We start from the raw sequence: 13440 nt of genomic DNA, 5'->3' as shown, positions 1-13440 counted from the left end.
GAGAGCGGCACGGCCCTTTAGGTCGTGCTTCTTGAGTTCACGACAGGACTGAGGGCTGCCCGGTGTTCCGACTGGTTTATGGAGACTTCGATTTCTCTCTCGTGCTGCCGTTCGAGGCGCACGTCGAGGAACGTCTCTATCGCATTATCAGTTTGGCAGACGGGGCGGAAATGGATCCCCCGGAACTTGCCAGGCGCGCGGCTGATACGCTCTCTGCGGCTCTGGATGCTCACCTCATCCCCCCGACGGGCCCTCAGATCAAGTACGCGATTGCCATTGCGCAAGAACTCGAACTGGAGTTGCCGGCAAACGCACTGCGATATCGGGAATCCATGAGGGTGTTTCTCAGCACTCATGCGCCCACGTTCCGTGAATCCAAAGCCTACCGACGCAGACAGGGGACCGCAGGATGACCACGCCCGAATCTCCCGAGGAGGTGGCCAGCCGGGTCATCGAGGCCCTCGTCCGTGGGCAAGTCATCGACTACGTCGACGGTACGACCGACAAGGAATACCCCGAGGTCATGTGGTCCATATTCGGACTGCCGCTCACGAGGGAGATTGCCGTGGTTGCCAGGGTCGGAGATTTGCGCCTGGGGAAGGCCGCTCCCTCCGCCCTGCTGGTTCCTCACATGGAGGAGCGGGTGTATGGCATTGACGTTTCGGACCAGATACTGGCAAACGAGCTTTCGGAAGCCCTCTGGGCCGAACAATCGGAACGCCTCATCGCAGCCGCATTGCGGCGGCGCGGACACTGACCATGCCGCGGCGGAGGCTGGTCACGGTATCCGTGACCCAGATGCGGCGCCGCTGGGGGCACTATCTGGCCTTGTCGCGCCGTGCGGACATCCTGATCTGCCGGCGGGGCATTCCGATCGGCGTCATGATGAGCGTCGCCCGCTATCGTCGCCTGACGGCCGCGGCCGCGGGGACCAACCAGCCTCGCGCCCCTGTGCCACCCGCCTCCAGCAAGGCGAGAACGGCCAAGCGGCGCCGATAGCTCATCAATGCTGAAGATCTCGATCCGGGCCTATCGACTGGCGGAACGTCGCGCAGCTCGACGCGGCCTGGTCTTGCGCGCAACCGACGCCTACTTCGACCGGCGACGACGTCGCCTTATCGTCACGCTGGATTCCGGCGTGGAGTTGTCGGCCCCGCGACGCTTGCTGCTTCCCTTGAGCGGTGCCCGGGTGGCCGACATGAGTATGGTCAGGGTCTCCCCGGCAGGCTATTACCTTCATTGGCCACGCCTCGGCGGCTATCTCTGGGTAACCGATTTGTTCGGGCTGAACTTTCGGCAAGTCCTCGACGAATCGTAGCGATTGCTCACCTTCCGAAGCGCCCTCGCGCTGCGTCCGGCCTCGCGATTTCTCGACGGCTCTCAGCTCCGCCGTTCTGGGAATCGATAGCTTCCGAATTGCCGGACCACCCCTGTCACCACTCCCCAGATCGAATCTCCCTGGTCGGGCTGCAGCGGTCGGCTTCGATGCTCTGAGTTCGTCGAGTCGGGCTCGAGCGAAGGGGTTCGTCGTCTTGCCACGAAGCGGTGGACGGTCAGGTCCCGGTTCTCCAGCACTGCCAGCACGATATCGCCAGTCGCTGGCTTCAACCGGCGATCCACCAGCACGCGGTCGCCATCGAGGATTCCCGCTCGGTCCATCGCGTCTCCGCGGACCGTGTACACGAAGGTAGAGCCAGGTTCAGGAGTCAGCGGGTCATGGGAGCCGTCGCCGGCGAGACCACCCCCCAGCGCGTTTGTTGCCATCTCCCGCACGAGGTTTAAATCGATTCCCTGGGCCGACGGCCTTTGGCCCTGCGTACCATGCCATCCGGCCAGGGCATGCGCCCCACGGGAATACTCCTGAAGCTGGGCAAGCATGGAATCGACCAGCGAGGTCGGTACTCGCATTACCCGCGTTTCTTCCCCGTGGTATCGCCCCGAGCCTGCCGGCCTGCCAGCACCCGCTCGACGTCCGCCGTGCCTAGCCATGCACAGCCCTCCGCACGGTGCCAGCGCTGTCGGACGGCCAGCACCACGGGGCATTGCTTCGCGACGCCCTCAGGGGGCGGCCACAACCATGAAGGTTCTGAATCATTTTCCTTGCAAAAAAGGACTTCTCCAGACTGTTGATATACGTTACTATAATCATGTTGGCAAGCTTCGAACCGGCATCAGGGGAACGGCAATGCGACAGAATCAGAGGTCTTCCCAGGCAATCGGTCCACTACGGGCCGCGCCCCTGGCGCTTCGTCTGGTGGAGGCCTGGGAAGCCGAGCGGGCGCAGCGGGGCCGCGCGAAGCGCGGAATGCGCGTCGAATTGAAGATTTGCGTTTCTGACCGTGGTGATTCCCCGGCCAGAAGCCAAGCAGCGCTTCGGCTCATCGAGCGGTGGTGCCTGAAGGATTACCGCCCGCGTCGATTGCAGGCCGATGGCTCGTTCATCGAGCTCACCCTGCCCCCCACGGGCGGTTCGATTGATCAGGCGGCGCAAGCGCTGCTCGAGCGGATTCGCAGCGTCGGGAATGATCGAGATTGCGAGGTCGATGCAGTGATCCGCCACCGCGACACCAGCCGAGTCTGGAGCTAAGCTCCCTCCCCTCTCGGTGGCCACGGTCGAGGAAACCGCATACCCGCGATTGCTTCCAGAGCCACGGCCCCGGGAGCTCAACGACCATTACATCCCTTCCGACGACGAGAAGGCTTGGGCAAAGAAGAGCGCCAATTCCGCCACCAAGCGCGTCGCACTTCTGGTGCTGCTCAAATGCGCCCAGCGCCTGGGATTCTTCCCGCGGCTAAAAGATGTTCCTCGGCCATACCTGGATCACGTCACCCTTGCGAGTGATTTCAAGCGTCCCCTGACAGGCGATGAAATCAGGATGGCCGATGATGGCGGCGTCCGCCATCGCAATCTCAATCTCCTCCGTAAGCGTTTGGACATTCGTCCGCTCGACGATGAGGATTGGATGATCGAGCGCGCAGCGACGGCGGCGCTGACTCAGCATCACCTCACAGACATCATCAATGTGCTGCTTGAGGAGCTCATCCACTATCAGTATGAGTTGCCCGGATTCACGACCTTGGAGCGCATGGCACGCCGCGCCCGGGAAAAGGTCGAGACCCTGCACTATGGTTCCCTTGCCGACCCATTGTCCTCGCAGCTTCGCAAGAAGATCGATGCCTTGTTCGAGACCGCCGGCTCGAGCACATCCGCCTGGAACGCGTTGAAGCAAGAGCCCAAGCGTCCAACGAACAATGCCGTGCGCGACTATCTCGACCACGTCCGCCAGGTGCAGCAACTTTCGGTCGGTCTGCCGGCGGTCGCCGATATACCGGTCAGCAAGCTCAAGCACTATCGCGTGCTGGCGCGAGCCCAGAATGCCACCGAAATGCTCGAGCTGGTTCCCCGCAAGCGATACGCGTTGGCCGTCATCTTCATTCGGTCCTGCCATGCGCGGGCTCTGGATGACGCCGCCGATCTGTACATCCGTTTGCACGACAGGCTCCGGGCCTCTGCCGAGCGTCGACTCCGCCAGTACCAGATCGAACGCGCCAAGGCGATCGATCTCTTGGTCGAGCGATTCCACGGTACCTTGAAGGCCTACCAGACCGATGCCAGCGCGGTGAAAAGGCTGCAGGCTATCGAGAACAGCATTGGAAGTGACGCCGCGATGCTCTTGGAGCTGTGTGAAGAGCATCTGGCGTTCTCGGGCTCGAATTACCTGCCCTTTATGCTCAATCGCTACCCGGGATCCAGATCCCTCTTTCTGAACTGCCTGGAGGTGATCAAACCGAAATCGACGAACGAAAGCCAAGGAATGGAGAAGCTGATGGAGGCGCTTCATCGTCTCCGGCATTCCCGAGTCGAGCATATCTCGCTGTCAGAATTGGGGCTCAACGCCAAAGCTGACCTGGGCTGGATGAGCAATGCATGGCGGCAGCTGGTGTTTGATGACGGCACGGGGTTGCCTTCGACTGGCGATATCGTTCATCGCAAGGCCTTCGAGCTCAGCGTCATCTCGCGGATTCGCGAAGACTTGGGTAATGGCGACCTGTTCATCCAGAGCGGCGAGAAGTACGACGACTATCGCGAGCAGTTGGCAGATATGGATACCGTCGAAAACGAGCTGCCTGAATACGGCGAAATGGCGGGCATCGACGTCGATGCGGTCGAAGCGGTGGCCCGGCTGCGCACAGAGCTCGCGGAGCTTGCGACGGAGGTTGATAAGCGCTTCAAGCACAACACCCACGCTTCGATCGTCGATGGGAATTTGTCGCTGCGCAATCTGAAGAAGACCATGCAGCCGGCCGCCGCGGAAAAGCTCGATATGATGATCCGGGATCGCTTGCTCCCGGTCAGCATCCTCGATGTGCTGATCGACGTGGAGCGCTGGCTGAACCTGCATCGCCATTTCAAGCATTTGGCAGGCACGGACACCCGGATTGAAGATCTTCCGAAGCGCTTTGTCACCTCGTTGTTCTGCTACGGCTGCAACCTCGGCGCCGTCCAGACCAGTCGATCGGTCAAAGGGATCAGCCGCCGCCAGATCAGTTGGCTCAATCTCAAGTACGTGACGGAGGAGTCACTCGACAAGGCGACAGTCGAGGTGACCAATGCCTTTGCCAAGTACGATCTGCCCGAATACTGGGGCAGCGGCAAAACCGCCTCTGCGGATGGCATGAAGTGGGACCTGTACGAGCAGAACGCGGTCTCCGAGTATCACATTCGCTATGGCGGCTACGGTGGCATCGGTTATTACCACGTTTCAGATCGGTACATCGCGTTCTTCAGCAGGTTCTTTCCCTGCGGAGCTTACGAAGGGGTGTACCTTCTCGACGCCATGGTCGAGAATGAGTCCGATCTAAAGCCCGATACCATCCACGGCGATACACACGCTCAGAACCTGGCGATTTTTGGCATCTCGCACCTGCTGGGCATTCGGCTGATGCCCCGAATCAGGGGCATCAAGAAGCTCAACTTCTACAGGCCTTCCGCTGGGGCGAAGTACAAGCATATCGACGATCTATTTACTGGGACGATCAACTGGAAGCTGATTCAGGCCCACTACAAGGAGATGCTCCGCGTGGCGGTGTCGATCAAGCTCGGCAAGATCACGGCTTCAACGATCCTGCGGCGCTTCGGAAACAAGAATCAGAGCCGGTTGGCTATGGCGTTCCGGGAGCTTGGGAAGGTAATCCGCACCAAGTTCCTCTTGCGGTTCATCGACAACCCGGACTTCCGCAAGCTGATCAGCGCGGCCACCAACAAGAGCGAGGCCTTCAACAACTTCATCCAGTGGGTGTTCTTCGGCAGCGAGGGCATCATTCAGGAGAACGTCGCTCACGAGCAGCGCAAGATGATCAAGTACAGCCACCTGGTGGCGAACATGATCTGCCTCTACAACGTCCAGCACATGACGCGGGTGATCCGCGAACTGAGGGCGGAGGGGGTGGAGGTCACTGCCGACATGGTCGGCTTCCTTTCCCCTTATCGAACCTGGCACATCAACCGGTTCGGCGACTATGTGGTGGACTACGATCGCCCCTGGGACCCTATGGATTGGACATTGAAAGTTTTCGATTAATAACAGACACTTAAGATAACTTTGCTGCGATTTCGTCAGAATCCCTGCCAACCCTCTAGTTAAAGAGGACCGAATCAGCCAGCTGCCATAGCATCGGGATCGATGAGACGTTCCCGAACCTCGTCCGGCGCGGACTCGGCCCAGGTGAGCAGCTTGTCCAGCACCGGGCACAGGGTCTGCCCCCATTCCGTGAGGTGATATTCCACCCGAGGCGGCACCTCGGCATGAACGATACGCGTCACCACGCCATCGCCCTCGAGCTGGCGTAATTGCTGGATCAGCATCTTCTGGGAGATGCCCGGGATGGCGCGTTCGAGCTCGGAAAACCGGCGGATGTTGGAGCCGAAGAGCTGAAACAGAATGACGAGCTTCCATCGGCCCTCCAGCACGCGAATCACGTTCTGCGCGCTCTGCGCGGCGGTATGAGGCGTGTAATCGACACGCTTACCTTTTGGTGTGTACCGGACTTTTTCGTCTGTTCTTGTCATTCCTGCAGCCTATCCCCAGTATCGCCGAACCACAACGGTGCTTCGGAGAACGCCCATGGTTTCATCGTTACCCAAACCCATCGCCGACTATGTCGACGCTAACGCAAAACTCGATTTGGACGGAATGCTGAAGCCTTTCGCGGCTGATGCCGTTCTTCTCGACAACGGAGTTCGTTACGAGGGCCACGCCGGATTGCGAAGCTTGTTCGAAGAGGCGGTGATCCCGGTCAAGGCGATCTTCACGCCGGACGCCGTTCGCCACGAGAACGGCCAGGTCGTGGTCGAAGGCCCCGGCCATGGCGACTTCAAGGGCAGCCCGATCCGCTTCACCTACCGCTTCACGCTCGAAAACGACGCCATCAAAGCCGTGGAGATCACGGCATGAGCATCAAGCCGGATCCGACCGAGTTCGCGGGAAAGCGCGTTCTCGTCAGCGGTGGCACCAAGGGCTTGGGCCGCGCTACGGTCGACCGCTTCCTTGCCGGCGGCGCGCGCGTCATCACCTCCGCCCGTGGAAGCCTGGAGCCCATCGATGGCGTCGAGTTCGTGCAGGCGGATCTGACGACAGCCGAGGGTGGGGAAAGCCTGGCCAAGGCAGCGCTGGAGCGCCTCGGCGGAATCGATATTCTGGCTCACGTTCTCGGCGGATCGACGACACCGGGCGGTGGCTTCCTCGCCCTGACGGACGAGCACTGGATGGGCGAATTGAACCTGAACCTGCTGGCGACCGTTCGCCTTGATCGCCTGCTGATTCCGCAGATGATCCAACGCGGCCATGGCGCGGTCGTGCATGTCACCTCCATCCAGTCGGTCCTGCCTCTTCCCGAGGCGACTACCGCCTATGCGGCGGCCAAGGCCGCGCTCAGGACGTACAGCAAGTCCGTATCGAAGGAACTGGGTCCCAAGGGCGTGAGGGTCAATGTGGTCTCCCCGGGCTGGATCATGACCGAGTCCTCCGTGGAGTTCTTGAAGCGCCTGCAGGCCGCCAACGGCGGCACGATCGAGCAGGCGCGGCAACTCGTGCTGGACAGCTTGGGCGGAATCCCGATCGGGCGTCCGGCCGAGCCTTACGAGGTCGCCGACCTGATCGCCTACCTCGCATCGGATCGCGCGGCCGCGATCCACGGCGCCGAGTTCGTCATCGACGGCGGTACCGTTCAGACCGTCTGAACTCATCACCCGGACGTCGCACCTCGTGCGGAACGTAGGGAACGCTGGCGTCTCTTTGCCACCGCTGGCGGTTGCCGCCTCTTCAGTTGCGAAACTTCGGTGCGCCCCGCTCGCGACTGGATCGAAATCGCTGCAGCAGCGGCTGGTAAACCGCGTCTTCTATCGGACCTGCACCCACCCACTCCATCGCCAGGCTATCCAGGTTCGCCTCGTCCGCCCCACCACCCTGCCCTAGGTTCTGCACGAGGCGTTGCAGCTGGTACTCACGGCGCAAGGCCTGATCCTCGGGTGGAGTCGCCGTGTCGCTGAGGATTTCGGCGCGGATGCAGAGCATCTTCAACGTCGCTTCATTCGCGGCGAGATCGTCTGAGTCCTCACGCGCAAGCGCCTGCTTGAGCGCCTGAAGTCCACCCTTCGGCCAGCGCTGGACCGAGCCGATGTAGCGCTCGGCTGCCTGCTTCAAGCTGTCGACCTGCTCCGCATCCAGCTTGCGAGCCACAGCAAGCCGATACGCGCGCACGTGATCGGCGGCTTCGAACAGATGGTTCCAGCTGCCCTGCGCGTCTCGGGCACGCTGGCGAGCGAGCGCGGCGTCGCAGCGTTCCAGGCCCTTTTCGAACCGGCGTTGCAGCTCGCGCGTCTCCGCACGCGGAAGCTCGCCGAGCCCTTCGAACGTCGTCCGCAACTCGCCCAGGCCGGCCGCGCGCTCCTGCAGCTCGGGCCCTTCGAGCGCGGCGATCTGCTCGAGCTGTTCGCACAGGGCAATGGCCTGCGCCTTGTTGTTTTCGAGCCCGGCGGTGTAGCTGGCGGACTCCTGCTGGCGCTTCTGGAACACGCCGTCGCAATGCTGGCGGAAGGCTTCCCACAGTCGCTGATCGGCTTCGCGCGGCACCGGCCCGACGGTTTTCCACTGCTGTTGCAAATCCTTGATCGCTTCGATGGCCCTGCGGCTGTCGTCGCTGGCGAGCAGCGCCAGGGCGCGTTCGATCAGCGATTCCTTCTGCTTCACGTTGCGCGCGTATTCCGCATCGAGCCGGGCCTGCAGGCGCTTGGAGACGGCCGTGAAGGCCTCGTGTTGTTGCTTGCCGGCCTTGCGATCGACCGCGGAATGCTGGTGCCACTCCTGCTTGGTTTCGCGCAGGGTCTTGATCACGGCGCGCCAGTCGGGCCGCTCCCAATCGTGGCCCGCCTCGAAGGCCGTCAATTGCGCGAGCACCGCATCGCGGCGCTGCAGGTTCTCCTGGCGGACCAGGGCCTGCGCCGCGAAGTATTCGCTGCACGGCTGATACGCCTTCTGCGCGGCCTCGTGAAAGCGTTGCCAATCGGCCTCGAGGTTTTCGCCGGTGCCCTTGCTCAGGCTGCGCCACTGCTCCTGCAGACTCTTGATCTGATCGGCGAGCGCGAGCGGCTCCAGCTCAGCACCGACCAGCGATTCCATCTCCTCGATCAGCTCCGCGCGCTTGGGCGCGACCGAAAAGCGCTTCCAGTCCTGCAACTCGGCGATCTGCCTATCGAGCTGTTGCAGCTGGCTCGCAAGGCTGGCCGGCAGCGGCGGCGCTTTCGCGAGCTTGTCTTCGATGGTCTTGCGCACGCCCGCCGCACGCGCGCTGCTGCCGTCGCTCAAGGCCGCATGCGCTTTCTTGATCAGCTCGCCGATCTGGCGCGCCGCCTGCTGCTCGGCCTGCTGGCCGGATGGCTGTTCGGCGGCCTGCGTACGCTGCTGCTCCTCGTGCGCCCGATCCTGCTCGGCCGCAGCAGCTGCCTCGGCCTGCGCCTCCTGCTCGCGCTGGCGCTGCGCTTCTGCGGCGGCAAGGGCCGCCGCTTGCTGGCGCGCTGTCTCGGCCGCCAGCTGGCGCTCGTGTTCGGCGATGGTTTGGCGCGAGCGCTCGATCCATTGCCGGGCCTGGTCGCGCTGCTCCGCATCGGCCTGCGCGGCCACGGCCTGCCAGCGGCGCTCCAGATAATCGAGCTCCGAGCCGTACGAAGCGTCATAGGCGCCCTGGCTGTGACGCTCGAGCGCTTTCGACGCCGCCTCGATGTCGGCGCGCGACTGTTCGAGCTTGCGGGCCTGCTCGAGCTGCGCGTCGCGCCTGGTCGTCAGCACCTTGTAGACGCCCTTGTCGTTGCCGCCGCGCAGATCGCGGATCAGCTGTCGCAGCACGTCGGGGTCATCGATCGCGTGAGCCGCCGCCTGGCGAACCCTGGTCGAGCTCCCCGCAACGACCAGACGGGCCACGGCCTGGACGTCGCCGGCGCCGATGGCCGCCTGCAAGGCCTGCTCCTCCGCGGCGGTGGTCTGCGCGCGATCGGCCGCACTGGGCTTGGGAGGCGCGGCCGCAGCCGGTCGGGACGTCGGGGCGGGAACGGAAGACGGCTTTGGCGCTTTGCGAAACAAGCGCGAGAGAAACGACATGGTTTGGCCTGCACAGCGGGTGGTGGGCGGGTCGCGCATTCTACCCGCGCCGCAGGAACGGCTCGGCTTCGCAGGCCATTGCCCATCACCCGCTCGGACGAGGCCGCGACCGCCCCGATGACCAAAGATGACGAAGGGCTGGGCACTCATCAGCCACCGTCGCGGGTCATCGATCCGGGCATCGATTCGGGCCACCTATTCGGGAGCAGGGCATGGGACGTGTGCAAGACAAGGTCGCGATCGTGACCGGAGCGGCGAGCGGTGTCGGCAAGGCGGATGCGCTGCTGCTCGCCAAAGAAGGCGCCAAGGTGGTCATCACCGACGTCAACGAAGAAGCCGGCCGCGCGGTGGCCGCCGAGATCGGCGACGCGGCCCTGTTCGTCAAGCACGACATCGCCTCCGAGGACGACTGGAAGCAGGTCATCGGCATCACCGAGGAAACCTTCGGCGGGCTCGACATCCTCGTCAACAACGCCGCGATCCTGATCTACGGCAACATCGAGGACACCGATCTCGCCACCTGGCAGAAGATCCAGCGCATCAATTCCGATGGCTATTTCCTCGGCTGTCATCACGGCCTCGCCGCGATGAAGAAGCGCGGCGGCGGCTCGATCGTCAACATGTCGTCGATGGCCGGCATCGGCGGCGTCGGCTCGTTCTGCGCCTATTCGGCGAGCAAGGGCGCGGTGGCGGCGATGACGCGCTCGATCGCGGCGCATTGCCGCATGAACCTCTACAAGATCCGCTGCAACTCGATCCACCCGGACGGCATCCAGACGCCGATGGTCAGCGGCCTGATGGGCGCGATGCCCAAAGGCAAGCAGACCGCGGTGCGCATGATGGACCAGAAGCAGCTCATGGCCCGCTTCGCCAAACCCACCGACATCGCCAACCTGGTGCTGTTCCTGGCCTCCGATGAGTCGAGCTTCATCAACGGAGCCGAGATGCGCATCGACAACGGCTATCTGATGTGGGCGGACTGAGCACGCCAGCGCATACCGCCCCGGCCGCGTTTCGCGCGGCGGTCGAACGCTACGCCGACCGCATCGCGGTCATCGCCGAAGACGGCGGCGCGCTGAGCTACACGCAGCTCGACGCGCTGCGCATGCAAGCCGCGCGCGCCTTGATCGCCTGCGGCATCGAAGCCGGCGATCGCGTCGCCATCTGGGCACAGAATCGCGTCGAATGGATCGTCGCCGGACTCGCGATCCACGCGGTCGGCGCCGTGCTGGTACCGCTCAACACGCGCATGAAGGGTGACGAGGCCGCATACATCGTCGGCAAGAGCGGCGCTAGGTTGCTGGTCTGCTCGGGCGCCTGGCTCGCGCAGGATTATCCGCTGCTGCTCGATTCCAAGCGCCCGGCTACGCTCGAACGTCTCGTCGTGCTCGACGACAGCACCGCCGCCCTGCGCGCTGCCGATCTGCGCTGGGATGATTTTTTATCGCTGGCCGAGCGCATCGACGCGAGCGCGGTGGAAGCGCGCAGCGCGGCGCTGACCGGCGAATCGAGACTCGACATCCTGTTCACCTCGGGCACCACCGGGCTGCCCAAGGGCGTCGTCACCGGGCATGCACAGAACCTGCGCGTGATCGCCGATTGGTCGCGCGCGATGAGCCTGTCGCCCTCCGATCGCTATCTGGTGGTGAATCCGTTCTTTCATTCGTTCGGCTACAAGGTCGGCTGGTTCGGCGGCCTGCTGTCGGGCTGCACGGTGCTGCCGCATGCGATGTTCGATGCGGGCGCCATCCTCAAGCGCATCGCAGAGCAACGCATCTCGGTGTTGCCCGGTCCGCCGACGCTGTTCATCTCGCTGCTCGACGATCCGGCGCGCGCGCAGGCCGACCTGTCTTCGCTGCGCGCGACCATCACCGGCGCCGCTGCGATCGCGCCGACGCTGATCGAGCGCATACGCCGGGAGCTGGGATTCACCACCGTGCTGACCGGCTACGGGCTCACCGAAACCTGCGGCGTGGTGGCGCTCTGCGATGCGAGCGATGACGCCGAAACCATCGCGCTCACGAGCGGCAAGGCGATTCCCGACATCGAGCTGCGCTGCGTCGATGCGCAAGGCCAGGCGCTCGCGCCGAACCAGTCCGGCGAGATCGTGGTGCGCGGCTACAACGTCATGCAGGCGTATCTCGACGATGAGGCGGCGACGCGCGAAGCCGTCGACGAACAAGGCTGGCTGCACACGGGCGACGTCGGCAGCCTCGACGAGCGCGGTTATCTGCGCATCACCGATCGCCTGAAGGATCTCTACATCAGCGGCGGCTTCAACTGCTATCCGGCCGAGATCGAACGCATGCTCGCAGCGCATCCGGCGATCGCGCAGGCGGCGGTGATCGGCATCGCCGATGCGCGCATGGGCGAAGTCGGCAAGGCCTGCATCGTGCTGCGTCCGGGCTTCAAGCTCGAAGCGGGCGAACTGATCGCCTGGTGTCGCGAGCACATGGCCAACTACAAGGTTCCGCGCGTGGTCGAGTTCCGCACTTCGCTGCCGACCAATCCGGGCGGCAAGGTCATGAAGTTCCAGCTGCGCGAAGACGCCGCACGCAGCGCGCAAAGCGCGGCCTGAAGGCTGCGCGCAGTCGCACAACACAACCGCAGGCAGGAGCAAGGCATGTCGAAACCGCTCGAAAACACCATCGCCCTCGTCACCGGCGCTTCACGCGGAGCCGGCAAAGGCATCGCGATCGCGCTCGGCGCCCAGGGCGCGACGGTCTACGTCACCGGCCGCACGCTCGACGAAGGCCAGGCTCCCCTGCCCGGCACCATCGCCGCCACTGCGGCGGCCGTCACGGCGGCCGGTGGACGCGGCATCGCGGTGGCTTGCGATCATGCGGATGACGAGGACGTCGCCCGGCTGTTCTCGCGCATCGCCGAGGAGCAACGCGGCCGGCTCGACATTCTCGTCAACAACGCCACCTTCCTGCACGACCAGCTGATCGAAAAAGGCGGCTTCTGGACCAAGCCGCTGGAGCTCGTCGACATTCTCGACGTCGGCCTGCGCTCGGCCTACGTCGCGAGCTGGCATGCGGCGCCGCTCATGGTCGGGCGCGGCAACGGGCTCATCGCCTTCACGTCCTCGTTCGGCAGCAGCTGCTACATGCACGGCCCGGCCTACGGCGCGCAGAAAGTCGGCGTCGACAAGTTCGCCAAGGACATGGCGGTCGACCTGAAACCCTACGGCGTCGCCGCGGCGTCGATCTGGATGGGCATGCTGCGCACCGACCGCACACGCCGCGTGATGGACCGCGACGCAGCCAAGTACGCAGGCTTCTGGGAGATCGCCGAGACGCCCGAGTTCACCGGCAAGCTCATCGCCGCGCTCTACCGCGACCCGAAGCGCGCCGAGAAATCGGGCCAGGTGCTGATCGGCGCCGAACTCGCAAGCGAATACGGCATCGACGACGAAGGCCGCAAGCCGCCGAGCCACCGCGGCATGCTCGGCGCGCCGGTGCAAGCGCATCCGGCGATCGTGGAGTAGGCGCGCCTGGCGAAGTCGCGAAATCAGCTCGCCGTTCCTCTCTCCCGCTTGCGGGAGAGAGTCCCTCGCGTTAGCGAGGGAAGAGAGGGTGCGTCTGAAAAGCGAGCGCACCCTCCAACCAGCCCCTCTCCCGGTCCTTCGGACCACCCTTGTATGTTTATCCCCCCAACGAGCCCGACCACCCTCTGGATCTGAATCCGCGGGAGAGCATGGGCCGTTTGGGATAGCGGTATGGTCTGAAACCCGAACAGTTGCCTGAGAACCATGAACTCGAATCTGCAAGGCAGGGAGATGACG

Annotated in this window: 14 protein-coding genes; 11 read left to right on the top strand and 3 right to left on the bottom strand. The window is 63.8% G+C overall.

Annotated elements, in window-relative coordinates:
• The first annotated feature begins 62 nt into the window (after positions 1–62).
• Genes AC3WUM_RS18400 through AC3WUM_RS18385 form a run of 4 tightly spaced genes read left to right on the top strand, consistent with a single transcriptional unit; the run spans position 63 to position 1318 of the window.
• On the top strand, positions 63–413 hold the full coding sequence (locus AC3WUM_RS18400; protein ID WP_050997791.1) for a hypothetical protein: 351 nt from the start codon (positions 63–65) through the stop codon (positions 411–413).
• Positions 410–757 carry a hypothetical protein gene (locus AC3WUM_RS18395; RefSeq protein ID WP_040455237.1) on the top strand — a complete coding sequence of 116 codons (348 nt, stop codon included), beginning with the start codon at positions 410–412 and terminating at the stop codon, positions 755–757. The genes AC3WUM_RS18400 and AC3WUM_RS18395 overlap by 4 nt, the downstream gene beginning before the upstream one ends.
• Before the next feature lie 2 nt (positions 758–759).
• On the top strand, positions 760–999 hold the full coding sequence (locus AC3WUM_RS18390; RefSeq protein WP_040455239.1) for a type II toxin-antitoxin system prevent-host-death family antitoxin: 240 nt from the start codon (positions 760–762) through the stop codon (positions 997–999).
• 7 nt (positions 1000–1006) lie between these two features.
• Positions 1007–1318: a DUF2442 domain-containing protein gene (locus tag AC3WUM_RS18385; RefSeq protein WP_007187151.1), complete on the top strand. Its 312-nt coding sequence runs from the start codon at positions 1007–1009 to the stop codon at positions 1316–1318.
• A gap of 62 nt (positions 1319–1380) precedes the next feature.
• Here the strand turns inward: AC3WUM_RS18385 and AC3WUM_RS18380 are convergent, their stop codons facing one another.
• Positions 1381–1908 (bottom strand): LexA family protein, encoded by a 528-nt coding sequence (locus tag AC3WUM_RS18380; RefSeq protein WP_157534818.1) that lies wholly within the window; start codon positions 1906–1908, stop codon positions 1381–1383.
• Between the two features lie 169 nt (positions 1909–2077).
• On the opposite strand from AC3WUM_RS18380, the gene AC3WUM_RS18375 reads away from it, so the two are divergent.
• Together AC3WUM_RS18375 and AC3WUM_RS18370 are read left to right on the top strand one after the other, a co-directional pair.
• On the top strand, positions 2078–2587 hold the full coding sequence (locus AC3WUM_RS18375) for a hypothetical protein (protein WP_492412039.1): 510 nt from the start codon (positions 2078–2080) through the stop codon (positions 2585–2587).
• A gap of 16 nt (positions 2588–2603) precedes the next feature.
• Positions 2604–5582, top strand: a complete 2979-nt coding sequence (locus AC3WUM_RS18370; RefSeq protein WP_492412038.1) for a Tn3 family transposase — start codon at positions 2604–2606, stop codon at positions 5580–5582.
• 74 nt (positions 5583–5656) lie between these two features.
• On the opposite strand, the gene AC3WUM_RS18365 is transcribed toward AC3WUM_RS18370, so the two are convergent.
• A complete protein-coding gene (locus tag AC3WUM_RS18365; RefSeq protein ID WP_492412036.1) occupies positions 5657–6070 on the bottom strand; it encodes a winged helix-turn-helix transcriptional regulator in 414 nt (137 codons plus the stop codon).
• 55 nt (positions 6071–6125) lie between these two features.
• Between AC3WUM_RS18365 and AC3WUM_RS18360 the strand changes: the two genes are divergently transcribed.
• Both AC3WUM_RS18360 and AC3WUM_RS18355 read left to right on the top strand, forming a co-directional pair.
• A complete protein-coding gene (locus AC3WUM_RS18360) occupies positions 6126–6455 on the top strand; it encodes a nuclear transport factor 2 family protein (protein ID WP_492412034.1) in 330 nt (109 codons plus the stop codon).
• On the top strand, positions 6452–7240 hold the full coding sequence (locus AC3WUM_RS18355; protein ID WP_492412033.1) for an SDR family oxidoreductase: 789 nt from the start codon (positions 6452–6454) through the stop codon (positions 7238–7240). Before AC3WUM_RS18360 ends, AC3WUM_RS18355 begins: the two co-directional genes overlap by 4 nt.
• Positions 7241–7322: 82 nt before the next feature.
• On the opposite strand, the gene AC3WUM_RS18350 is transcribed toward AC3WUM_RS18355, so the two are convergent.
• Positions 7323–9653, bottom strand: a complete 2331-nt coding sequence (locus AC3WUM_RS18350) for a DUF349 domain-containing protein (protein ID WP_492412032.1) — start codon at positions 9651–9653, stop codon at positions 7323–7325.
• Between the two features lie 212 nt (positions 9654–9865).
• Between AC3WUM_RS18350 and AC3WUM_RS18345 the strand changes: the two genes are divergently transcribed.
• The 3 genes from AC3WUM_RS18345 to AC3WUM_RS18335 are packed head-to-tail and all read left to right on the top strand — an operon-like array spanning position 9866 to position 13143.
• A complete protein-coding gene (locus AC3WUM_RS18345) occupies positions 9866–10636 on the top strand; it encodes a glucose 1-dehydrogenase (protein ID WP_007187199.1) in 771 nt (256 codons plus the stop codon).
• Entirely contained in the window at positions 10624–12231 is a 1608-nt protein-coding gene (locus AC3WUM_RS18340) for a FadD3 family acyl-CoA ligase (protein ID WP_492412030.1), read from the top strand. The genes AC3WUM_RS18345 and AC3WUM_RS18340 overlap by 13 nt, the downstream gene beginning before the upstream one ends.
• Before the next feature lie 45 nt (positions 12232–12276).
• Positions 12277–13143 (top strand): SDR family NAD(P)-dependent oxidoreductase, encoded by an 867-nt coding sequence (locus tag AC3WUM_RS18335; protein ID WP_492412029.1) that lies wholly within the window; start codon positions 12277–12279, stop codon positions 13141–13143.
• Positions 13144–13440: the final 297 nt, after the last annotated feature.

The organism is Hydrocarboniphaga sp. FW305-C-57 (assembly GCF_058783045.1).
This window is presented reverse-complemented; position numbering and strand designations above follow the sequence as displayed.